General features: G+C 56.1%; 21 protein-coding genes and 5 pseudogenes. 14 read left to right on the forward strand and 12 right to left on the reverse strand.

Features of this window, described 5'->3' with window-relative positions; translation table 11 throughout:
• Positions 1–165: 165 nt before the first annotated feature.
• The 9 genes and pseudogenes from A3C3_RS48745 to A3C3_RS42035 form a co-directional block, all read right to left on the reverse strand.
• Positions 166–654 (reverse strand): DUF4158 domain-containing protein, encoded by a 489-nt coding sequence (locus A3C3_RS48745; protein WP_084797106.1) that lies wholly within the window; start codon positions 652–654, stop codon positions 166–168.
• Positions 647–850: a DUF4158 domain-containing protein gene (locus A3C3_RS48040; RefSeq protein WP_072382063.1), complete on the reverse strand. Its 204-nt coding sequence runs from the start codon at positions 848–850 to the stop codon at positions 647–649. Before A3C3_RS48040 ends, A3C3_RS48745 begins: the two co-directional genes overlap by 8 nt.
• A gap of 5 nt (positions 851–855) precedes the next feature.
• Positions 856–1,145: pseudogene (locus tag A3C3_RS44350) on the reverse strand (cytochrome P450); the annotation flags it as partial.
• Positions 1,112–2,344, reverse strand: a complete 1,233-nt coding sequence (locus tag A3C3_RS0133510) for a cytochrome P450 family protein (protein WP_022718896.1) — start codon at positions 2,342–2,344, stop codon at positions 1,112–1,114. The gene A3C3_RS0133510 and the pseudogene A3C3_RS44350, both read right to left, overlap by 34 nt.
• A 308-nt stretch (positions 2,345–2,652) precedes the next feature.
• On the reverse strand, positions 2,653–3,006 hold the full coding sequence (locus A3C3_RS48285) for a hypothetical protein (RefSeq protein WP_312866293.1): 354 nt from the start codon (positions 3,004–3,006) through the stop codon (positions 2,653–2,655).
• Between the two features lie 1,063 nt (positions 3,007–4,069).
• A complete protein-coding gene (locus A3C3_RS48750) occupies positions 4,070–4,261 on the reverse strand; it encodes an ATP-binding protein (protein ID WP_372431347.1) in 192 nt (63 codons plus the stop codon).
• Entirely contained in the window at positions 4,228–4,680 is a 453-nt protein-coding gene (locus A3C3_RS42030; RefSeq protein WP_372431349.1) for an ATP-binding protein, read from the reverse strand. The genes A3C3_RS48750 and A3C3_RS42030 overlap by 34 nt, the downstream gene beginning before the upstream one ends.
• Positions 4,680–4,942: pseudogene (locus A3C3_RS44355) on the reverse strand (Mu transposase domain-containing protein); the annotation flags it as partial. The gene A3C3_RS42030 and the pseudogene A3C3_RS44355, both read right to left, overlap by 1 nt.
• Positions 4,943–5,099: 157 nt before the next feature.
• Positions 5,100–5,799, reverse strand: a pseudogene (locus A3C3_RS42035) (IS6 family transposase).
• 56 nt (positions 5,800–5,855) lie between these two features.
• On the opposite strand from A3C3_RS42035, the pseudogene dnaE2 reads away from it, so the two are divergent.
• Positions 5,856–6,516, forward strand: a pseudogene (gene dnaE2 / locus A3C3_RS44360) (error-prone DNA polymerase); the annotation flags it as partial.
• Between the two features lie 34 nt (positions 6,517–6,550).
• On the opposite strand, the gene A3C3_RS0133550 reads toward dnaE2, so the two are convergent.
• Complete coding sequence (locus A3C3_RS0133550; RefSeq protein WP_022718901.1) at positions 6,551–7,276, reverse strand: class I SAM-dependent DNA methyltransferase; 726 nt, start codon at positions 7,274–7,276, stop codon at positions 6,551–6,553.
• A gap of 726 nt (positions 7,277–8,002) precedes the next feature.
• Between A3C3_RS0133550 and repC the strand changes: the two are divergent.
• Positions 8,003–8,131: pseudogene (repC, locus tag A3C3_RS44370) on the forward strand (replication initiation protein RepC); the annotation flags it as partial.
• Here the strand turns inward: repC and A3C3_RS46325 are convergent.
• Positions 8,101–8,514: a hypothetical protein gene (locus tag A3C3_RS46325; RefSeq protein WP_183906903.1), complete on the reverse strand. Its 414-nt coding sequence runs from the start codon at positions 8,512–8,514 to the stop codon at positions 8,101–8,103. The pseudogene repC and the gene A3C3_RS46325 overlap by 31 nt on opposite strands.
• A 348-nt stretch (positions 8,515–8,862) precedes the next feature.
• Between A3C3_RS46325 and A3C3_RS0133565 the strand changes: the two genes are divergently transcribed.
• Positions 8,863–9,726 (forward strand): hypothetical protein, encoded by an 864-nt coding sequence (locus A3C3_RS0133565; protein WP_022718904.1) that lies wholly within the window; start codon positions 8,863–8,865, stop codon positions 9,724–9,726.
• 2 nt (positions 9,727–9,728) lie between these two features.
• Here A3C3_RS0133565 and A3C3_RS48755 read toward each other — a convergent pair whose 3' ends face one another.
• Complete coding sequence (locus A3C3_RS48755) at positions 9,729–10,151, reverse strand: transposase (RefSeq protein WP_372431352.1); 423 nt, start codon at positions 10,149–10,151, stop codon at positions 9,729–9,731.
• Between the two features lie 1,494 nt (positions 10,152–11,645).
• On the opposite strand from A3C3_RS48755, the gene A3C3_RS0133570 reads away from it, so the two are divergent.
• The 11 genes from A3C3_RS0133570 (at position 11,646) to virB11 (ending at position 21,043) form a co-directional block, all read left to right on the forward strand.
• Positions 11,646–12,335, forward strand: coding sequence for a type IV secretion system lytic transglycosylase VirB1 (locus A3C3_RS0133570; protein WP_022718905.1), 690 nt, complete (start codon positions 11,646–11,648; stop codon positions 12,333–12,335).
• Positions 12,336–12,368: 33 nt separating this feature from the next.
• Positions 12,369–12,731: a pilin major subunit VirB2 gene (virB2, locus tag A3C3_RS0133575; RefSeq protein WP_022718906.1), complete on the forward strand. Its 363-nt coding sequence runs from the start codon at positions 12,369–12,371 to the stop codon at positions 12,729–12,731.
• Positions 12,731–13,057 (forward strand): type IV secretion system protein VirB3, encoded by a 327-nt coding sequence (locus tag A3C3_RS0133580; RefSeq protein WP_022718907.1) that lies wholly within the window; start codon positions 12,731–12,733, stop codon positions 13,055–13,057. The genes virB2 and A3C3_RS0133580 overlap by 1 nt, the downstream gene beginning before the upstream one ends.
• A complete protein-coding gene (gene virB4 / locus A3C3_RS0133585) occupies positions 13,057–15,426 on the forward strand; it encodes a type IV secretion/conjugal transfer ATPase VirB4 (RefSeq protein ID WP_022718908.1) in 2,370 nt (789 codons plus the stop codon). Before A3C3_RS0133580 ends, virB4 begins: the two co-directional genes overlap by 1 nt.
• A gap of 11 nt (positions 15,427–15,437) precedes the next feature.
• Complete coding sequence (locus tag A3C3_RS0133590; protein WP_028740222.1) at positions 15,438–16,109, forward strand: TrbJ/VirB5 family protein; 672 nt, start codon at positions 15,438–15,440, stop codon at positions 16,107–16,109.
• A gap of 81 nt (positions 16,110–16,190) precedes the next feature.
• Positions 16,191–17,075 carry a type IV secretion system protein gene (locus A3C3_RS0133595; protein ID WP_022718910.1) on the forward strand — a complete coding sequence of 295 codons (885 nt, stop codon included), beginning with the start codon at positions 16,191–16,193 and terminating at the stop codon, positions 17,073–17,075.
• A gap of 32 nt (positions 17,076–17,107) precedes the next feature.
• Positions 17,108–17,266, forward strand: coding sequence for a type IV secretion system lipoprotein VirB7 (locus tag A3C3_RS0133600; protein WP_028740223.1), 159 nt, complete (start codon positions 17,108–17,110; stop codon positions 17,264–17,266).
• Entirely contained in the window at positions 17,263–17,976 is a 714-nt protein-coding gene (locus A3C3_RS0133605; protein ID WP_022718912.1) for a type IV secretion system protein VirB8, read from the forward strand. The genes A3C3_RS0133600 and A3C3_RS0133605 overlap by 4 nt, the downstream gene beginning before the upstream one ends.
• On the forward strand, positions 17,973–18,854 hold the full coding sequence (gene virB9, locus A3C3_RS0133610; protein WP_022718913.1) for a P-type conjugative transfer protein VirB9: 882 nt from the start codon (positions 17,973–17,975) through the stop codon (positions 18,852–18,854). The genes A3C3_RS0133605 and virB9 overlap by 4 nt, the downstream gene beginning before the upstream one ends.
• Complete coding sequence (gene virB10 / locus A3C3_RS0133615) at positions 18,851–19,957, forward strand: type IV secretion system protein VirB10 (protein ID WP_028740224.1); 1,107 nt, start codon at positions 18,851–18,853, stop codon at positions 19,955–19,957. Before virB9 ends, virB10 begins: the two co-directional genes overlap by 4 nt.
• A 45-nt stretch (positions 19,958–20,002) precedes the next feature.
• On the forward strand, positions 20,003–21,043 hold the full coding sequence (virB11, locus tag A3C3_RS0133620) for a P-type DNA transfer ATPase VirB11 (protein ID WP_022718915.1): 1,041 nt from the start codon (positions 20,003–20,005) through the stop codon (positions 21,041–21,043).
• The last annotated feature ends 352 nt before the right edge of the window (positions 21,044–21,395 follow it).

Genomic DNA, 21,395 nt, shown 5'->3' on the forward strand with positions numbered 1-21,395 from the left:
ATAGCCGACAACGAGTGCAGCTGCTGTCATCTGAGAGCTCTCGCCCAGGATGAACGATCTGACGGCTGTGGCTCGATGAACACATCAATCCGCCGCAAGATCGAGGAGATCAGCCAGAACGAGGCCAATTGCCGGCGCCTGATGAGCGTTCCCGGCGTCGGCNCGCTAATCTCCNCGGCGATGGTGGCGGCCTACTTGTCGGAAGTATCGGCCGTGTCGGCCGCCGCCTGTCCTGCCGCCTTGATCTTTTCGTCGAGTGCTGCGACTTCGGGTCGTGCCTTGAGCAAGTTCGCCCAGCCGATGGTCTCGTCGATCGCCTCGACCGGGTCGGAGTCCGTTGTTGAGCGCGGTGGAAAGTGCGTCGATCGTGCCTTGAAATAAGCGCATCAGTCGGCCGACATCCTTGGCGGTGGCAGCGTAGCGCCGGCTTTGTTGTTTGGGGCACGGCTGAGCCTTGGCGGCCGCCTCGATCATGAAAGGGATATCTGTCCTGGCCGCCGCGCGAAGCCCATACACGCCCGCGAGCTCGCGGGCGTGATCCGTCATCGTCTGTTCCCGACCCGCATAATCTGCGAGAGCAATAGTCGGTACGTCGAGCTGCTCGGCGATGAAGGACACCAGTTCTTCGGACAGCCCGCCGTAGCTCTTAAGAATTTAAGCGAGGGTCAGGGTGGCGAAACAGCGCAAGCTGAAGGGCAACGCCGAGGCGATTGCGGTCCTCTCGGCGACGCCGGATCAGATCGAGGTCGCCGGGCTCAAAGGTGTAAAGTCGGGCCAGGTCGTCACGGTCCGCCGGGAATCCCAGTAGTTGTTCCCGCTCGGCTTCGCTCAGCAGTTCGTGCTTGCGCATTCGTCCATCAGCGCGCTGATGACCATTGCCGGAAGCGAAGGAGAGGTGGCGCCGCAGGTCGGCGGGCTGGGGCTGGGCCGCCAGCGTCTTGAACAACTGCGCGGCATTCGCCTCGACCTGCTGCGCGAGCAGCTTCACTCTGCCGTTGCTGAAGGCCGGCGCGCCACGATCGTGCATAACCGGTCGTGCTCGCCCCCTCGTGCGAGACCAGTCACCCCGGCGAACCGAGAATCACCGAATCCGGGGTGAATGCCGCACTCTCTAAGCGATGGAAGGGCGGAAGGTGACCGGCAGGCGCTGCGGGCAGCGAATGACGTAAGACGGCATGTAGACGACGTCCTCCGCGGCGATGGTCAGCGCTAGATCCTCCAGCCGTCCGAACAGCGCGGTGAAGGTGCAGCGCAATTCCAGGCGCGCCAGCGCAGCGCCCAGGCAGAAATGCGGCCCATTGCCGAACGACAGGTGCGGGTTGTGCCGCCGGGTGACATCGAACCTGTCAGCGCCGGGACCGAAGGCCTTTTCGTCCCGGTTCGCCGCATGGAACGCCATCAGGACGGCGTCGCCGCGGCGGACCGTGCATCCGTCGATCTCCACGTCCTGGGTGGCATAGCGGAACGGCAGATTGGCCACTGCGCTGCCCCAGCGCAGGATCTCCTCGATCGCCTGTGACCACGGAACTTGGCCGCTGCGCACCAGGTGCAGTTGCTGCGGATGCGTCAGCAATGCCAGCACGCCATTGCCGATGACGCCGGTGGTGGTCACGAAGCCCGCAGAGAGCACCATGAACAGCATGTCGATGAGCTCGGTGTCGGAAACGAGCTCGCCGTTGTCGCGCGCGACGATTAGGGCCGAAGCCAGATCGTCGCCGAGCTGGCCCCGCTTGAGCGCGATCAGGCGACGGAAGAACTCCGGGATGCGCTGCCGCGTCTGTCGCACCTCTGCGGCTGTCGCGGAGGTGTTAGCCCGGCTGTAGGTGAGCGCGACGATCTCCTCGCGCTGTTCGTCCGGCAAACCGAACAGTTCGGCGATCACGTTGGTGGGCAGCGGAATGGCGAACTCGCTCATCAAGTCGGCACTGCCGCCGCGCTGCGCCATCTCGGCTAGAAGTCGATCGACGCATTGTTCGATCCGTAGCGCCAGCATGGCGATACGACTGGGCGTGAAGCTTCTGGACAGCAGGCCGCGCAAGCGCCGGTGATCGGCGCCATGCGCCGTGACCATGTTGTCCACTTTGCACATCTCGATCAGCGGATGATCCTCGGGAATCTCGCCGTCCTGGAGCGCCCGCCACTGTCGCCAGTCCCTGTTGAAACGCTCGTCGGAAAGCATCCGGCTGAGCGTCTGGTGACCGCCTGCCGCCCAGGTCACCACATCGCCTGGCAGCGACACTCGCGCCATCCCCCCCTGCTGCAGAATCGCGGAAGACAAATTATCAAGTTGCGTGGGAGCGACCGACACACCGATCACATCGCAAGGATCGTTTTCTACGCGCATGCCAATAACTCCTTAAAGAACCATTATGATAAAGTTGACCCTGCCTTCAGTGACACTCCTGAGGCCGTGGCCGCACGACGCACGCTGCTGCCGACAGGCGACAGGAAATCTAGTCGTGATCTTGTCCGCTAACCCCTTTCTCCCCTAAGGGGCGCTTGAGCAACGTGGAGATCCCTGAGTGTCTTCTCGATGGCGACCTTGATCGGTTTGGAAATATCGGTTGCAACCTTGGTGGTAGCGCCCGAAAGTCCTTAGCCTGCTCGACTCCCATTTCGACGCGCTTGCGAAAGATGTTGTCTGCAGCTCAATTACCTCGGACAGTGACTTTGCACGGCCAGAGCTTGAAGATAAGAAAAGTCTGCTTCGGTATTGGCGCGCAGCGCGGCGATCGTTGTCAGCGCCAACTCGTTGCCGACCAACCAAGCGGTTTCGAAGGTCGACTTGAGCACTTTCTGGTTCTCTTCAGCGCTGGACTGGAATTTGGCAATAGCTTCTGTCGATTGCTCCACGCGCTTTTCGGCGATAACAAGAAGCTGATCAGTGGCCTCGCTGGGATCGAAGGTCGGGAATTCGGAGGTTTCAGCGGCTTGGCTGAGCTTGTCTGCGGTCTTAGACATTTCGGAAACCTTCTGGTTAGCGATGGTTTGTTGCCTGTGGTCCATGTGTGGTTACTGAGCTGTCCACTGTGCTAACATTTCGAGATTTTAGGCACGACTATCGTCGGTCCGTGAGGCTGCGAATCATACAGAGCAATATGCGTGCCAAGAAAAACTCGTTTGAATACAAGGGAATCGCTCAGACCGGCTATGTCGCATGTCCGACATTCGTCGAGTGCACGCCGCGCAACCAAAAATGGACCGCCGTCGAGCCAGCGATAAAAGCATGCTGAGCGATGCGAGACGAAGGTTGCCGGGCCATGGCTCACAGCTCAAGATGCCGCGTGGCTGGTGGGTCGCTTTGTAACGCTCAGCGTGGGGAAGATGATGATGATCTCGAACGATGGATCCGCCAGATTCCGTTGCAAATTTTTGTCTCGCGAGAAGCAAGCTCCTGAGACGCCGATCTCACGCGATGGTTGTCCTGCCGCAGCTTACATGCCGGAAACCCATCAGGGGCGAACTGCCGCGACGACACGATCCTGGAGCAGCTGAAGCGGGATGCATTTCGGCGCTCGTTCCCTGCGATGCCACGATCCGGGCCATTGGCATAATTGAAGCTCGGGATCGTGGCGCTAACCGCGAACACCACATTGGCCGACTGAGCCTATCCCACGCCATGATGAGGCGGTCGAAATGCCGACCTCGAAGCGAACCATGAGCCTGACCAGCGATACAAACCGAGCCTAACTTGATAACCGCGATTAGAGAACTCCTTGGAACACGATCTGCCATGCCGCATAGCGTTGCCTCCGGTGGGATCATCGGCGATGATCAGGCGCCACGGCGAGCGATCCCATTCACCAGGATGCCGCATCGGGTGCCCTGCATAAAGTTGCCGTCCTGCTCCGCCGTCGGTCAAAAATGTATGGGCGGTGCCCCATACAAGGGACCGCGACATCGCGAATAACGATTCCTGTTTCATAAAAGTATCCGGCCCTTCGCGCGTGGAGCGCTGTTGCAGCAGGTCATGATGAGATCGGCACACGCCGTTCCCAATAAACAATTCGGGCACGAAGCCCTTTTTTCACAGGACTTACGGCACGTTGATCGACTGTTTCGTCCATCACTATTCCCGGGCCTTGGAAGTGATCAGAATCGAGCCCTTTTCGTAGCGCCTGGAGGCCAGTTGGAAGAACAAATGAGCCGCATTCGCTTCGAAGGGCAGATATCCCAGCGCGTCGATAATCAGTAGTGTCGGCCGTGACAGGATCGTCAACTGCTTGTCTAGCGTGCCGTCGTTGTGGGCCTTGGCCAGCATTGCGACATGGCCGCCGTCACGAACTGGACGTTGTAATTTTGACGGATTTCCTCACGACCGAGGCTAACGGCAAGGTGAGTTTTCCCGGTTCCGGGAGGCCCTAGGAATAGGACGGTATCGCCGTGAGCGATCCAGCGGCAGGTCGCCAACTCTCTGATCTGTCCTCGATCCAGCGATGGTTGTGCCTCGAAGTCAAAGCCGTCGAGTTCTCGTACGAATGGGAATTGCGTCAGTTTGCTCGACATAGAGATACGCCTCTCGACGGGCGATCTCTCGCGACACCAAAACGCCAGTGCCTCATGCAGAGTCATTTTTGAGCGAGCCGCCTCATCCAGCAGACTGTCAAGCTGATCTCGGATTGCCGTTAGCTTCAGGCGATCGAGTGTCGCAATGAGTAAATCATGATCCACGGTCGTCATCACCAACCACCTCCGACCACAGCTTCGTATTCAGCAAGTGGTCGCAACAGGGTTGCTGGTGCCATCTCCGCCGGAGCGGCACGAACCAATCCTTCGATACCCGCAACGCCGACAAAGTGCGCTCGGTCTATTATCCGTTGTCGCCTTCCTTGGCAGAGAGCATGATCGGCAACAACATGGCCAGCGTGGCGAACGATGACGCGCCCCGCCACGCAATGACCTGAACGCTCTCGCCGATGAGACGCCAGGGTACGGAATAGCTGCGAGCAGCATTGAAGCCAACATCACCATGGTACTTTGAAACGTTCCTTGCCCAATGCTGGAAGGAAGGAAACCGCTGCGGGCGGCACTCGCGGATGGTTGGGATGGCATCGTCAACTTAGCGAAATGAGGTAGGCCGGGTTGTTGTGACCGTCAGATCAGAAACCAGCGGCGGCTCCAGTCACCTCAGTCCAGTCCTGAAACGCCTGTGCGCGGGACCTGCGATGATCAGCTGCGTCGGTGTTTGCGGGACGGCGAAAGAGATTGGCAACCTGGTCGTGAACCGAGAGGAAGCGTTGGGCCTGACCGGCTGACTTGAATCGCTCGCGTCGGCGGGTAGGCTTGGGACTGTTTTCTGCTCGGTTATTCAATCCCCGATGCTGGCGATGCTCGACGCCGGGCATGATCTCTCGCTTGGCCGCACCGTAGCTTGCGAGTTTGTCGGTAATCATCACGCGCGGTGCGCTGCCCTGCTTCTTGAGCAACTTGCGCAATAGCCGCTTGGTGGCTTTGGCATTGCGGCGACTCTGAACCAGAATATCGGGCACGATCCCCGTGCTGGTCCACCGCCCGCCACAGCCAGTGCTTCTGGCCGGCGATGCTGATCACAACCTCATCAAGATGCCATTTATCCCTGGGTGCTGGAAGACGGCGGCGGATCTGGTTGGCGAAGCTCTGGCCGAACTTCAGCGCCCACTGCCGCACCGTCTCATGGCTGACCAGGAGGCCGCGGGCCGCGAGCATTTCCTCCACCATCCGGAGGCTGAGCGGGAATAAAAAGTACAACCACATCGCGTAGCTGGTCACTTCAGCTGGAAAGCGGTGACGGGCATAGTGGGGATGACGGGTGTCCTTCATCCCTCACATATGCCTCAATTCGGTCACCCGCCGGTTAACCTGACGGTGCCGCGGACCGCCGGCAGCTGCAGGATGTCGTCACCTGCATCCGCACGGGAAGCACCATCGACGACGTCGGCTTCGAGCGTGAACGGTATGCGGATCGTTATTTGAAGCCGCCGGAGGAAATGGCCCGTCTCTTCCACGTTACCCTGAAGCGGTGGCGCGGACGATGGAGATTGTTGACCACTGCAGGTTTTCACTCGAGGAGTTGGCCTACCAGTACCATGAGGAGGCGCTGATTCCAGGAATGACGGCGCAGCAGTCGCTGGAGCATTACACCTGGGAGGGCATCAAAAGCCGTTATCCCGAAGGTCCGGCGCATGTCGAAAAAACAATTCGCCACGAATTGGCTTTGCTCGAGACGATGAAATACGCGCCCTACTTCCTGACCGTCTTTTCGATCGTCCGATATACCGATCGCAGGGCATTTTATGCCAGGGCAGCGATCGGCCGCCAATTCCGCCGTCTGCTATGTGCTCGGAATCACCTCAATCGACCCTGACACCAACGATCTCCTCTTTGAACGTTTCGTCAGTCAGGAAAGAGACGAGCCGCCCGATATCGATGTCGATTTCGAACATGAACGACGCGAAGAGGTGATTCAGTTGCATCTACAAGACCTATGGTGACGACAGGGCCGCACTCTGCTTCACCGTCACGCGCTATCGCGCAAAGGCGCCAACCGCCTCGACGCGGTGGTGATCGCCCGCTACACCGCCGACTTGCCGACGCTGGAGATGCGCATCGATCCACTGCGCGAAAAGCTCATACGACAGCATAGGAAGATCTGTTCCTCCGGCGGCACATCGACAGCCGTGGCATAGGTGTAGGAGATCTCCTCCACTATTTGGAAGCCAGCCTTTCCGATGACCGCCCGCAGATCTTCGCGCAGGTAACCCGAGACTCGGATGTTGTTTCCGAGGAACGGGATTGAGAAATCGTCGACATCGGCCTCCACCATGGACAGGGCGAACAGGCCACCAGGGACCAGCAGATTGCGAATCGTCAGAAGTGCGAGAGGAATCTCCGCACGGGGCAGCATTAGCAGCGAGAAGAAGGCCGCGACCGCGTCGAACTGGCCGAGGTCCCGCGGGCCACCTGGTCGCAAGTCGGCAATGTCCAGCTGGTGGAATGTCGCGCCAGGGACATACTCCCGGGCGAGTTTCACCATCCCGCCTGACAGATCGATGCCCACGACCTCGAAACCGGAGGCCACTAACTGGCGCGCAGTTGGCACTCCGGTACCGCAGCCCAGATCCAGAACCCGAGAACCGGTCGGCAAGGACCTGATCAGCCAATCGCCCGCTGAGACTTGACCCTGTTTGTGTGGAAAGGTCTCATCATAGCGAGCGCCAATGGCATCGAAGGCCTCTGCCTGGCCCTCGCGATTAAACCGAAGGGTGTCGTAGCCGCCCGCGCTGTGTTGATTGTTCACGTAAATTAACCTTCCAAAGAACGATTTGGATCGTACGGGCACGCAATAGAGAAATCAAATTCAGAGCAAAATCCCGATCCCTGCGCGACCGGCGCACGTGGATGCTCCGTCAGGAAGCCCTCGGCTTCCAGGGTCGCTATGTTTCCCATGCGGCGGCGCTGATCGACTTACGGAACACCGGGTCGAAAACATCGTCAGCTGCGAGGACCCCGTCACGGTTGTCATCGTCGACCAGGAACCGACCTTGATGTAGCCGGCCCGGTTCTCTGAGAACTTCGGCGATGACGCGGTTCCAAATGACTTTATCTTAGGTTTGGCTAAGAGGCGGTACCGCAGGATCGACACCGCTTGGAAACGATGTCGGCAATGAACGACCGTGACCTTGGAGGCAAGATTCGACAGGTAGAGCGCCTCCTGCACGGCTGTGCTCACGCCACTGACAACGACCATTTCACCAACACCGAAAAGTTGCGGGGGCCGCGAGAACTGCTTCAATCATTGACGAAGAAATGAAAAGTAGAAAGCCTTTGTGGTTGGGTTCCGCTCAAGGCGACCTGGTGGATCCGCGGGTTCACACGCTGATGCAGGTCCGGGCGGCGGCCATGAACAGCGCGAACTTCGCATCCGGCTATGGGCACGGTTGCGACAACCGAACCCAGTCGTGCCTCCATTGTTCAAGCCAAGTCATCGCTTTTCCGCGCAGCCTGACCCCAGAAAAGTTACCGATCTCTCAATTCGGCTGGCGGTTATCTGCGGGATCTGACGACCAAGGCGCGGCGCGGCGAATTCTCCGTCGGACCGATGCTGATGGCTCTGGCGCGGACTCAGGCATTTGGAGCAAAGCGAGCATCGTGATGGCTGATCGCAAGGCCTTCATCTATCTTAGCGCCAAAGCAGCAGCAGGTCAGTTTAGCGTTCTTCGCCTTTGACTGCGATCGCGTCAGCCGCCTGTTGCTGGGTTGCGCCACCATACGCTTGACCAAGGCAAGAAGATCGCGCGTCGTATCGTGCGGCAGCGCCAACACTATCCGAGCAGGCGCAATCCATCGTCGGCGTTCTCGGCGTTCGTCGATGCTGCTTTTCGGCATAGACTGCGAAAATAGCGTGCAGCGATGCGGCTCGCGGGACCATTGAAGATGCTTCTCGTCATCCACGACCACGGTCTCTGCTAGCCCTTCAGTGGCGGCGATCCTGTCGGTCTTTGTGGTCGCGATGCGGAGCGTATCGTCAATGTGCATTGTTGGGCCTTCGTGTTGATGTTCTTCGAAAAGCATGGGAGGAGGACCTCAGTTTGGTGGACGCCGTTTTGTAGGGGATCTGAGGAGCCAAATCAGCTTCGTCAGCACTTGGCTGACTTGGTTCCACCAACGAATTTCGGCGGTCGCCTTAAGACGTCTTCGGCCTCAGACCTTACGATTCATTTGCAATCAATTTACAAAAGAGAGCTTGACGCTTCAGACTCTATCCAACCCATCAATGCCGGAATAAAAACACCCGGATTACAGGTGTAACCAGGTATCGCTTTCAGCAGGTCGCTCGCGAATGCTAGCTGCTGGAGCAGTGGAAATTGGATAGGACTATGATCAATGGTTGACCTGCCGAGTGAACTAAATGACCTGCCTCGTGATCTAAATCACCTCCCGAGGGACGTTTTTTCAAGAATTGCGAAAGAGATATGCCCCTATGACAACCCGCAGCAAGCGGCAGTCAACCTCGCCAATCTTAGAGCGACGAACCATGAAATACTCGACAAGTTCCCGGACAGCGCAATTGGGAGTTTTGAGGCGCGACTCAGCCGGATCGGCGCCTTACAATCGAGTTTGGCTTCGAAAACATTACCGGATTTTACGGCAGGCGACGTAAAGTTCGTAACTCTGCAGGCACCCGCGATCCAGCCAATACTTAAATTTTACGAGCTTTCTGCGCAGACTTCCATAGTCGACAACGCCTTGCTGTGCGATGAGAGATGGCAACGAACTCTCGCGGCCACTGTCTTATCGACCAATCTAAATGACTTGCATGACCCTTCTGATAGAACGCGCCTCATCAATCAAGCGCTTTCTTCTTTCGGAGACGATGATCCGACAATTCGCACCAACGGAGGCATAGCCCTTGTTCGAGCAGATGGTCATTTGGATGCAGTCCAGCAGGCGCGCCTTACCGAGTTGTTTCATCGAAACCCGGAATTGGAGCAGCAGTATAATCATTTGAAGGCAGACCAGCAAGCGTGGTACCAACAGCAGCGTGTACAGCTGCCAAGCGCAGATTTGGATAGAAGCATCAACATAATTGCGGGTGAGGTGGGGCGGCTTCCAGCAGGACTTAGTTCTTCTGAGGAACGGAATACGGCGCACATAGTCGCGAAGTCCATCGCCGAATGCTACAATTGCGCGCATAATGAACTTATGAATTTCGACAGAAGCAGGGAACGTTCAACCTTGGGCCGTTGAGTTCATCGAGTTCTTGCAGCCATAAAAACAGTGAGGAATGGACACGACGGATCGACCCTCTTCTGATGGGCCGCCCGCCCCTGTCCGGTGATACGGTAAAGGCGATTTGTGCCGCCCGATGAGTTTTGCCGTGGCACCAAATTCAACCTAGGCGCCAACTGCCGATCACGCTTGAACCATGCAGCGGTTAACATCGCGGCGAATGCGGCCGCGGGGATGAGGTCGATTCCAGGGGAGCGCCTCCATTCGGCGGCGCAATTCACTGGTGAGGTGCCGGCCTGATTTTGCTCATCTATCTCGCTGATCTGTTGATGTACGATGTACCTCCACGGTTGTGTAACAGGAACATAATCGCTGTCCCGGCAATTGCCGGGATAAGCCCGCAACCCTTGTGATTTGCGCGTACAAAGAGCCGGCACCGGCACATCCTATCACGTGAAGGTCGAAATTCCGCCAGGTGGCCGCGGGGGCGTTCAACAGGATCGTCCGCTGACGTATCAAAGGCTTGCGCACCCGATGCATAATCAGCACGCGCTGCTTTTTTACAGGCACAAAATATTATCGCCTAGTTGCCGCCTTGCAGATTGTCTCCGCATCGTGTGCATCAATTTTCTGCCGCTTTACATAGGTCTCGGTGGCATATTGGTCTCAAGCGAATCTCATGAAATGACAGCCCTTTGAGTAGGCTTCGAATCAGGGAAAGCGGCAAGGCCGCAAAAACACGGTTACGTCATTCCGGCGCCTATCCCGACGGATAAAGACCGCACCATTCGTGTCGATGCTGCACGCCAAAACAACTACCTATGAAAGTCCAGACCGATGGTTCGCCGGCTGCAGCATGGCTCACGTCCTGGTACGCCTCGTGTCGCTCCGGTAACTATGCTAATTTACTTTGCCCTTTCCGCGGCAGTGCGGAGCCCTTCTCAAGTGTCCGTATGCGTCCGAACGAGGCGCAGCAGGTGAATCGTGGAACTAGCCAGTTGTCAACGTCCGCCGGCTCAGCACCGACTTGTCATCCACAATGTCATAAATTTAAAATGTGGGCTTAACCTAACTGCTGATCCTTTTCAGGAGCCTGCATCGAGCAATTGGCAATGACGTCATCCGTGATACCTGCTTCTGACGAGCCTGAATTCCTCTTCTTAGCCTCGAAAAGGGTTCCCGCTTGGCTGCATTGCCGCAGGTTAGATATTAGGTGCGCCCGCGAGCTCGGTCCAACAGTCCGGGATACTGCCGCAGCTAACTAATTAGCGAAGTGACCGGTAGTTCGCCAGCAATTTTCTGTACCGTTCCTCGACCTGTCGCTGGGTCCGCCAAGTTCGTGTCTCCACGGCCAAGTTGGATTGCTCGTCTTAGTCCTGACCTGCCGCACACTTGAATGCAAGACTATATGCCATCACTTGCGGTCAGTAGCACATGCCAGCGCGGGGATGTCGCAGAAGTCGGTCGAAGCCTGTGGGTGCGTCGCTGGACGTTAGTGCGGCGTATTCGCAACTATGTGCAAGGGCGCTTGGTCGGAAGTCGCCATTCCAATGCGGCCTGCTTCTGGCCAGCGCTGTACCGCCGTTGATCGACTGCTTTGACGAGGATGGCTTGCCGTAGGATACCGCCCGCGGCAGCCGAAAGGCGGGATGGTATATTTAACCTCCCGACCTGCACGATCGGGATTCGAACGGCAGTGCACAGATCACGTCTAACCTACAATGCCGCGAAGGTGCTGACTGCGCTTGGCATCGCCGGTCGACCACCTTGGACAATATCTCGTTGTGTACCCTGGACGCGGTGGAGATGCCATCGGTTTCAGATGAAATCAAAACGCAGAATTGGAACATCGTTTCGTAACAGGCCGTAGCCCAATAAGCGCGAGTGACAAATGAGGCCGACTTTTTCGGCAGCTCGCGACTGTGAGGCGATAGGAAATGTTAACTGCAGCTTGGCCCTTGACGATCGCCGTTTTGACTTCGACGTGCCTTTCTAGCGAGGCTGCCCCACTATCCTTCCGTGAAGTTGATCGCCTTGCTCGCGAATGCGCACCATCGGTTGATCCGACGACTTTAGCGGCAATTGCCAAGGTCGAAAGTGGCTTTGATCCGCTTGCGGCACATGACAATACTACGGGTGAGAGCCTTCACTGGGATGATCAAACGCAAGCACGCGATAGTGTCAAAGATCGCCTCGACGCGCAGCATTCCATCGACGTCGGGCTTATGCAGATCAACACTAATAACTTTCCCGTCCTCAATCTCACGATTGAAAATGCCCTGCAGCCTTGCAAGTCACTTGCCGCTGCGGCGTACTTGCTTGAAAGCCGCTATGCCGGCGGCGACACTGCTGCGGCAAGGCAACTTGCGCTCCGAAAGGCAATCTCCGCCTACAACACGGGGGATCTGCAGAGCGGGTTCGCAAACGGTTATGTGCGGAAGGTTGAGGCGGCCGCTCGAGAGATCGTGCCGCGGCTGATCGAACCACCGCAACAGGCTGATGAAAAGCAGATCTCGAAAAACATCTGGGACGTGTGGGGCTCGTATGAGCAAGAGCGTTCAGAAGACGATTCATCGCGTCTCCCAAAATATCAAAGGTCGCACGGCCCTGAATTTAAACAACAATAATGACCAATGGTCAAACTAATGGAGATACAAATAATGGCGTCACCTAGCACAAATCGTGTGCGTTTTAGCTCCTTTTCTCTGCTGCGGGCAACGTTACGCGCTGCAGTTCCCTATGCGCCAGCTGCCGGCGGAGCGGCGGCCTGGAGTATAGTCTGCTCCGCGCCCGCGATGGCGCAAGTGACTGGCGGGACCGATCCCGCGACGATGGTGAATAACATCTGCACGTTCATCCTTGGACCGTTCGGACAGTCTCTGGCTGTGCTCGGCATCGTCGCCATCGGCATATCGTGGATGTTCGGTCGTGCTTCACTCGGTCTCGTTGCGGGTGTCATCGGCGGGATCGTCATCATGTTCGGGGCCAGCTTCCTTGGTAAAGCCCTCATTGGCGGGGGCTGATGAGCGACCGACTGGAAGAGAGTATTCTCTACGTGGCGGCGACACGCCCTGCATTATTCCTAGGTGTGCCGCTCAACTTGGCCGGATTGCTTATGATGTTAGCCGGCCTAATCATCGTCATCGTTCAGAATCCTCTATACGAGATTATTCTTGTGCCACTGTGGTTCGGATCAAGGGTTGTTGTTGAGCGCGACTATAACGCCGCGAGCGTAGCGCTACTCTATCTGCAGACCGCGGGCAGAAGCGTCGATGGGCCGATCTGGGGCGGGGCAAGCGTCAGTCCCAACCCAATTAAAGTCCCGAGCCGAGGAAGAGGAATGGTTTAATGTTCGGCACAAGTGGCAGGACCGAGAGGTCTGGTGAGATATATCTGCCATATGTTGGCCACCTCAGCGACAAGGTTATCCTTCTCGAAGACGGCTCAATCATGGCGATGGCACACGTCAAAGGTTTGCCCTTCGAACTGGAAGACGTTGCCATCCGAAATGCACGCTGCCGAGCGTTCAATACGCTCTTGCGCAACATTGCCGATGATAACGTATCAATATGTGCCCATCTAGTGCGACATAATGATGTGCCGTCACCGCCGGCACGGCAGTTCCAAAGCACGTTTGCTGGTAGTCTGAGTGAAGCTTATGAGCAGCGTGTGCTGCTCGGAAGTCTTTTTCGCAACGATCACTTCCTTACCTTGATCGTGTATCCCCGCACTACCGTCGGCAAAATCAGGGGACGTTTCATCAAGCGCTACGAAGGCAAGGAGAACGATCTGGCAAGCCAGGCCCGGAACCTGGAAGATCTCTGGCAGATCACTGCTGGCGCCCTCGACGCCTACGGTCTCCGTCGGCTCGGGATTCGCGAGAAAGAAGGCGTGATTTTCTCAGAAATCGCGGAAGCGCTCCGGCTGATAATCACTTGCCGTTTGACTCCGGTTCCAGTGGTTAGCGGCTCACTCGGCGCTTCGATTTATACTGATCGTGTGATCTGCGGCAAACGCGCAGTGGAGATTCGTACCCCCGGAGATAGCTACGTCGGCTCAATGTTTTCATTTCGAGAATATCCAGCAAAAACACGGCCGGGTATGCTGAATCCACTATTGTCCACGAATTTCCCCCTTGTTTTAAGCCAGAGTTTCTCCTGCCTCACGCGTGCACAGGCTCATGCCAAACTCAGCCTGAAGTCCAGTCAAATGACGAGCTCTGGGGACAAGGCCGTCTCCCAGATCAATGAACTCGCCGAAGCGGAGGACGCACTGGCAAGCAACGAATTCGTAATGGGCTCGCACCATTTAAGCCTGTGCGTCTATGCCGATAATCTCAATAGCCTTGCCGACCGCGCTGCAAGCGCCCGCACGCGGTTGGCGGATTCGGGCGCCGTCATTGTCCAGGAAGGTATTGGTATGGAGGCGGCTTACTGGGCACAACTTCCGGGGAACACCAAGTGGCGCACGCGACCCGGGGCAATCACCTCCCGCAATTTCGCCGGTCTGGTCTCATTTGAGAATTTTCCGAGCGGCATCAATTCTGGCCACTGGGGCAATGCAGTTGCACGCTTCCGCACCAACGGTGGAACCCCTTTCGATTATGTCCCTCATGAGAATGACGTTGGCATGACGGCGATATTCGGACCAGTCGGAAAAGGCAAAACAACGCTCATGACCTTTATCCTTGCCATGCTCGAGCAGAGCATGGTTGAACGCAATGGTGCGATTGTTTTCTTTGACAAGGACCGCGGTGGTGAACTGCTGGTACGTGCCACGGGAGGCACATATCTGGCGCTACGTAGAGGCGTTCCCAGCGGCTTGGCGCCTCTGCGGGGCCTGGACGATACATCGTCCTCGCGGGATTTTCTGCGCGAGTGGATAGTCGCCCTCATTGAGAGCGACGGACGCGGAGCTATTTCGCCGGAAGAGAACCGCCGCTTGGACCGCGGCATCACCCGGCAGCTTTCGTTTGAGCCAGGCATGCGCTCAATTGCAGGACTACGCGAATTCCTGTTGCACAGCCCCTCCGAGGGCGCAGGTGCACGATTGGAGCGGTGGTGCAGAGGAAGCGCGCTGGGTTGGGCCTTTGATGGCGAGGCAGATGAAGTAAGGCTGGACGCCTCCATTACAGGCTTCGACATGACGCAGCTCCTGGAGTACGAGGAGGTCTGTGCGCCGGCAGCTGCATATCTACTGCATCGCGTGGGCTCTGTCGTGGACGGACGTCGCTTTGTCATGAGCTGCGACGAGTTTCGCTTTTATCTATTAAACCCCCAATTCGCTGCAGTCGTCGACAGGTTCTTGCTGACTGTTCGCAAGAATAACGGCATGTTGATACTCGCAACACAACAACCCGAGCATGTTCTGGAGTCACCCATCGGAGCCAGTCTTGTTGCACAATGCATGACGAAAATTTTCTATCCATCACCGACGGCGGACCGATCAGCCTACATCGACGGCTTGAAGTGTACCGAAGGAGAATTTCAGGCTGTCCGCGAGCAAATGGCAATCGGCAGTCGCAAATTTTTGCTGAAGCGCGAGAGCGGCAGCGTTATCTGTGAATTCGACCTTAGTGAAATGCGCGAATATGTCGCCGTGCTGTCTGGGCGGGCAAACACGGTGCGCTTTGCCGATCGGCTCCGCGAAAATTACGGAGATGCCCCTGGTGCGTGGATCGACAAGTTCATGGCACGTTATCATGAAGTGCAAGATTGACGGAGGAGTTCATGAAATTTTCCAAACTCACAGTGACCGCGGTTGCCACTTTTCTTGTGCTGCAGGGGCCAGCTCGAGCGCAGGGAATGCCTGTCATTGACGCAGCAGGAATAGCTCAGGCTATCGTGCAAATCGAAAAATCGGTTGCGATTCTCGACCAGACAATTCAATTGGTGACGATGTTCACGTCGTCCTTTGGCGTCACCAGTCTGTTAAGCTCACTCAACCAACCGAACCGATATCCCTCGACCACTCAGCTAGGCAATCAGATGTTTGATAGTCAAGCACCAGGCTCGACCACAGCGCGTGCGATCGCGCTGGATGCCGATCGTAGAATCATTGGTTCCGACGCGGAAGCGGCGCTGCTACGTCAGCAGATTGCCGGTGCTGCTAATGCCGCGGGCGTTGCTGCCGGCAATCTGGAGATGATGGACAAGCGCCTTCGGGAAAACGGCAACACGCTAGGTGAGTTGTCGCGTTCAAGAAACATCATGCAGGCCACGGTCACAAACGGATTGCTTCTCAAACAGATCCACGACGCAATCATCCAGAACAGCCAGGCCACGAGTCTGCTGACGATGGCCACCGCGCAGGCCGGCCTTCATGTCGCAGAGGAGGCCGCAGCCCAGCGCCGAGAACGGCAAAAAACTGCGACAATCTTTGCCATCCCCCGCCTCCCATAGTTGTACGGTGCGTAGTGCGGCTCAGACAATAGTTCAACTCAGCCCACCTGCGGTGGAAAGAACCAAATCAGGTTGGATTTGATGAAATTCGCGATTTCTGCGCCTTTTACGGCTATACATACGGTCTTTGATACCGCCTTTTCAATCGCACTGAACGGAGTGCTCGATAAGATCCAGAGCGCAATCAATGCGCCTCTGGTGGCGTGCGTCACGCTTTGGATAATAATCCAGGGCATTCTGGTCATACGTGGTGAAATCGATACTCGTGGTGGGATCACGAAGATCATCAGGGTGTCGATCGTTGTCTCTCTTGTCTTGGGGCAGGCGAACTATCATGACTACGTAGTGTCATTCTTTGAGGATGCGATCCCGAGCTTCGTTCACCAGATCAGTGGCAGTAGCATTCCGATGGATATTCCGCGAACGCTTGACGTCATGTTCGCTCTTAGCCAGATCAGCTTTCAGAAGATTGCATCCGAAATCGGACCGATGAATAGCCAAGACACTCTCGCCTTTGAAGGCGCGCAATGGGTTTTCTACGGTGCGCTTTGGGTAGCGTTTGAGATCTATGACGCCTGTGGGATTCTTACCAAGGTACTCTTGGCGATCGGTCCGCTGATCCTTGTAGGCTATCTCTTCGATTACACCCGCGACATGGCCTCCAAATGGGTTGGACAGCTCCTCTCCTACGCGCTGTTGCTTCTCCTGTTGAATATCGTGGCGACTTTAGTTATCGCAACGGAATCAGCGGCTCTCGTATTAATGCTCCTCGTAATTAACAATGCGGGCACGACGGCAGCCAAAATTATCGGGCTTTACGAACTCGACATGTTCTTTCTAGCTGGTGACGCTTTGATCGTAGCGCTTCCAATGATAGCCAGCAATATTGGAGGTGGCACCTGGGCGGGTACAAATAAATCTCTCAGTAGCCTCACCCGCCAATTAGCCCAAATTACGCGCGGCTAAGCGCAATGATTATGAAAATCCAGGTTGACTACATGAAGTATTGTTCTCTGTTTCTATTCCTCGCTTTGGCCGCTTGCAAGACAAGTGATACACTGGCGACCTGCAAGGGCGCGGCGTTTCAGCTAAATGTGGGACGATGGCAACCCACCGCAACGGATCTTGACGTCGAATGTGCGGGAGCGCCTAAATGAACGGACCTGAGTATGGTCTCCTGGTGGGGCGAGAATCACTTTCTGCGCATTATAAGGAAGTGGAGGCCTTCCAAACTTCACGCGCGAAATCGGCGCGGCGTCTTTCCAAGGTGCTGGTCGTCATTGCGGCTGCTGCTGTTCTTGGAAATATTGCCCAGGCCTTCACTATCGCCACCATGGTTCCGTTGATCAAGCTTGTGCCCGTGTATCTTTGGGTACGACCGGATGGAACGGTTGATAGCGAAGTGTCCGTGTCTCGACTGCCGGCCACGCAAGAGGAGGCCATTATCAAAGCTTCACTTTGGCAATATGTCCGCCTACGCGAGGGCTATACAGCGGACACAGCTCAATACGCCTATGATCTCGTATCGAGTTTCAGCGCACCATCTGTACGCCAAGAATATCAGCAATTCTTCAATTACCCTAGTCCGACCTCGCCGCAGGTCACAATCGGTGAACGAGGTAGGCTGGATGTCGAGCACATCTCCTCAAATGATATTGCGCCGGGAGTGCAGCAGATTCGTTACAGACGAACACTCATCTTGGATGGTCAGATGCCAATGGTGAGTACTTGGACTGCAACCGTCCGCTATGAAAATGTCACAAGCCTGCCTGGCCAATCGAGGCTGACAAATCCAGCAGGATTAATCGTTACCTCCTACCGGGCCTCGGAAGATACCGTCTCGAATGCGGAAGGGACCCAGCCATGATAACAAGGGCCGTTCTCACACTAGTCTGTTTGATTTCTTTTGCGATGGGCGTGCATGCGGAAGATACTCCTGCTGCCGGCAAACTGGATCCGCGCATGCGCTATCTGGCCTACAACCCCGACCAGGTGGTCCGAATGTCAACCGCTGTCGGCGCAACACTAGTTGTTACATTCGGCGCCGGCGAGACGGTAACAGCGGTCGCCGTGTCCAATAGCAAGGATCTGGCAGCACTTCCGCGAGGCAACTATCTCTTTTTCAAGGCCAGTCAAGCGCTCTCCCCACAGCCAGTTATCGTGTTGACTGCGAGCGAGGCAGGTACGCGACGATATGTCTTCAACATTTCCACCAAGGTCATGTCTCGACTTGATAAAGAGCAACCTGACCTCTACTACAGCGTACAATTCGTTTATCCGAACGACGACGCTGCTGCTCGGCGGAAGGAAATAGCAAAGCAATCGATATTCGATGGGATGCGGGCGAAAGCGCAGTCTCAACAGAGAGCTCAGGATTTGTTGGATCAGCCGGCCGCAGCCGCCAATCCGGATGCCAACAATTTCCACTACGTCGCACAGGGCGATCGCTCGCTAACACCATTGGAAGTCTTCGATAACGGAGTCACCACTGTTTTCCGCTTTCCAGGCAATGTACGCATTCCCTCCATCTACATGATCAATCCGGACGGTAAGGAAGCTGCTGCCAATTTTTCGATTAAAGGCGACTATATCGAGGTTTCCGCAGTTGCCCGTGAATGGCGGCTGAGGGATGGCCATACAGTATTAGGGATTTTCAATAGCGCATACGATCCCATTGGAAGAAATCCGGGCACCGGTACGGTAAGAGCCGATGTATGGCGCGTTATAAAAAGGACGAGCCGATGAATGACGCCAATTCAGAATCGAGGCACGACGTAGATGCGTCGGGATCCTTGGTTGCCGAGCCAACTCGCCGACGTCTTTCGGGATCAAAGAAGTTGTTGATTGCAAGCCTAGTTCTGGCTTCATCTCTATCTCTCATTTGGACCGTCGGTTTCTCAACGAAAAAAGGTGAACCCCCTCCGCCGCCTCAAACACCGCTGGTCACCAATGCGGAGCCTTTTCGCCCGGCACCGATTGAGGTTGCTCCCGATCCTCCAACACCCAAACAGGCTGCTCAGCCGTCAGCCTCAGCGCCAGAACAGAGCTCTCCAGAGCTGGATGATCCGCAGGTCGCGCAATCGGCAATATTCGCTTATGATAGCGGTGATCAATCGGCTGACATTAGTCACCCCCGCGAAGAGAAACAGAACGACACCTCGTTGCACGCAGGCGAAGCTCCAGTCGAGAACGATCTGTCAACTCGCATGAAACCCGGTGTGCAGGGGCCAAGCAGAGCTATACTCCTGCCGCACCCTGACTTCATGATTACCCAAGGAACCATTATTCCCTGCGTTTTACAAACAGCGATCGATACGAATTTGCCGGGCTTCGTAAAGTGCGTCTTACCCCAAGACATTCGTGGGGCGACGAACAATATTGTGCTTCTAGATCGCGGAACAACCGTTACTGGTGAAATTCAGCAGGGTTTACGGCAGGGGGATGCGCGAGTCTTTGTAATCTGGAACCGCGCTGAAACACCGACTCATGCCGTGGTTTCGCTCGCGTCGCCGGGCGCTGATGAACTCGGCCGCTCCGGCATGCCCGGTACCGTGGACAATCACGTCTGGCAACGATTTGGAGGCGCAATGCTGTTGAGCGTCGTCCAGGGTGCGTTCCAAGCCGCCAGTCAATACGGTGAAAGTTCAGGCGGACTCAGCGTCAACAATTTTCAAGGCAATGGTGGACAAACGGTCGATACTGCGCTTGAGGCAACGGTCAACATTCCGCCAACCCTGAAGAAAAACCAGGGGGACGCCGTGTCCATTTTTGTCGCTCGTGATCTTGATTTCTCAGAAATATACGAGCTTAAGGCGACCAACGCGCCAAAGAGAGGGAGAAGCCGATAAACTATGGCCTAAGCACCTCAACGATAATGAAGATTGGAGACTTTGATGCAAGCGGTGGCACATCCCCAATTGTATTTCCTCCTCAAACCGGTTTTGAAATGGCTTGAGGACCTAAGGACCGAAGAGGTCGCGATTAATAAGCCCGGGGAGGCGTTCGTTCGCCAGACCGGTGCGTTCACGAAATATCCTTCATCTCTCACATACGACGATCTTGAAGATATTGCGATCTTGGCCGGAGCGTTGCGAAAGCAGGATGTAGGACCACGAAGCCCTCTCTGCGCCACCGAGTTGCCAGGCGGAGAGCGGCTGCAGATCTGTTTACCGCCTGCCGTGCCGTCAGGTACTGTTAGTCTGACAATTCGGCGCCCCTCCACTCGTGTTGCCGAACTCAAGGAAGTATCATCCCGCTATCATGCATCACGCTGGAACCAATGGCAGTCGCGCAAGGAGCGCCAAGCTCAAGAAGATGAAAAAATTCTGGAGTACTACGCTCGCGGTGATTTGGAAGAATTCCTGCAAGCTTGCGTGACTGGGCGACTGACAATGCTGCTTTGCGGACACACAGGAAGCGGCAAAACCACGATGAGCAAGACTTTGATCAACGCTATCCCACCGCAAGAAAGGCTGATCACTATCGAAGACACGCTCGAGCTCGTAATCCCGCATGAAAATCATGTCAGGCTACTCTATTCTAAGGATGGAGCAGGTTTGGGTGCGGTGACCGCAGAGCAGCTTTTACAGGCTAGTCTCCGCATGCGGCCGGATCGAATACTGCTGGGCGAGATGCGTGACGATGCCGCTTGGGCATATCTCAGCGAGGTCGTTTCTGGCCATCCGGGATCGATCTCCACTATTCACGGGGCAAATCCCATCCAGGGCTTCAAGAAGCTCTTTTCGCTCGTCAAGAGCAGTCCGCAAGGAGCTGCCATTGAAGATCGCACGTTGATTGATATGCTCTCGGCGGCTATTGACGTCATCGTGCCATTCCGTACCCACGGTAGTGTTTATGAAGTTGGTGAGATATGGCTGGCGGCCGACGCGCGCCGACGCGGGGAGACGGTGGCCGACCTTCTCAATCAGCATTAGTATCAACGCAGCCCTCGATGCGGCCAAAGATTATGGCCAAAGAACCCTCATGTAGCCGTTAAGAAAGCGCAAATTCTTGTCTACAAGCGGCGTATGCAGAATTCCGAAAAATTTGATTTTTTCTAAGTTGATGATGATGGCCTGTAGCTCAACCAGAAACTTCGCTTCCGGAAAACGTCTGTTGAGAAGGTGCTTTCATCGAGCGTCGGATTGCGGGAGGCCGACACGGATGCGACCTGCCGCCAGATGCGATGACTTCAGCCATCAAACCGGCTTCAGGCATTTAACCGGTGCCTCATAAATTATTAGCATCCATATCGCAGATGAACACCATTCAAACTATTAATTTCAC

The organism is Rhizobium mongolense USDA 1844 (assembly GCF_000419765.1).
Taxonomy (GTDB): domain Bacteria; phylum Pseudomonadota; class Alphaproteobacteria; order Rhizobiales; family Rhizobiaceae; genus Rhizobium; species Rhizobium mongolense.

Bases quoted from the DNA above. Each gene is read 5' to 3' on its own strand.
- A3C3_RS48040 (WP_072382063.1), bottom strand. From the start codon at position 850: ATGCGCAAGCACGAACTGCTGAGCGAAGCCGAGCGGGAACAACTACTG.
- A3C3_RS0133510 (WP_022718896.1), bottom strand. From the start codon at position 2,344: ATGCGCGTAGAAAACGATCCTTGCGATGTGATCGGTGTGTCGGTCGCT.
- A3C3_RS48285 (WP_312866293.1), bottom strand. From the start codon at position 3,006: ATGGACCACAGGCAACAAACCATCGCTAACCAGAAGGTTTCCGAAATG.
- A3C3_RS48750 (WP_372431347.1), bottom strand. From the start codon at position 4,261: ATGCTGGCCAAGGCCCACAACGACGGCACGCTAGACAAGCAGTTGACG.
- A3C3_RS42030 (WP_372431349.1), bottom strand. From the start codon at position 4,680: ATGACGACCGTGGATCATGATTTACTCATTGCGACACTCGATCGCCTG.
- A3C3_RS46325 (WP_183906903.1), bottom strand. From the start codon at position 8,514: ATGCACATTGACGATACGCTCCGCATCGCGACCACAAAGACCGACAGG.
- A3C3_RS0133565 (WP_022718904.1), top strand. From the start codon at position 8,863: ATGGTTGACCTGCCGAGTGAACTAAATGACCTGCCTCGTGATCTAAAT.
- A3C3_RS0133570 (WP_022718905.1), top strand. From the start codon at position 11,646: ATGTTAACTGCAGCTTGGCCCTTGACGATCGCCGTTTTGACTTCGACG.
- virB2 (WP_022718906.1), top strand. From the start codon at position 12,369: ATGGCGTCACCTAGCACAAATCGTGTGCGTTTTAGCTCCTTTTCTCTG.
- A3C3_RS0133580 (WP_022718907.1), top strand. From the start codon at position 12,731: ATGAGCGACCGACTGGAAGAGAGTATTCTCTACGTGGCGGCGACACGC.
- virB4 (WP_022718908.1), top strand. From the start codon at position 13,057: ATGTTCGGCACAAGTGGCAGGACCGAGAGGTCTGGTGAGATATATCTG.
- A3C3_RS0133590 (WP_028740222.1), top strand. From the start codon at position 15,438: ATGAAATTTTCCAAACTCACAGTGACCGCGGTTGCCACTTTTCTTGTG.
- A3C3_RS0133595 (WP_022718910.1), top strand. From the start codon at position 16,191: ATGAAATTCGCGATTTCTGCGCCTTTTACGGCTATACATACGGTCTTT.
- A3C3_RS0133600 (WP_028740223.1), top strand. From the start codon at position 17,108: ATGAAGTATTGTTCTCTGTTTCTATTCCTCGCTTTGGCCGCTTGCAAG.
- A3C3_RS0133605 (WP_022718912.1), top strand. From the start codon at position 17,263: ATGAACGGACCTGAGTATGGTCTCCTGGTGGGGCGAGAATCACTTTCT.
- virB9 (WP_022718913.1), top strand. From the start codon at position 17,973: ATGATAACAAGGGCCGTTCTCACACTAGTCTGTTTGATTTCTTTTGCG.
- virB10 (WP_028740224.1), top strand. From the start codon at position 18,851: ATGAATGACGCCAATTCAGAATCGAGGCACGACGTAGATGCGTCGGGA.
- virB11 (WP_022718915.1), top strand. From the start codon at position 20,003: ATGCAAGCGGTGGCACATCCCCAATTGTATTTCCTCCTCAAACCGGTT.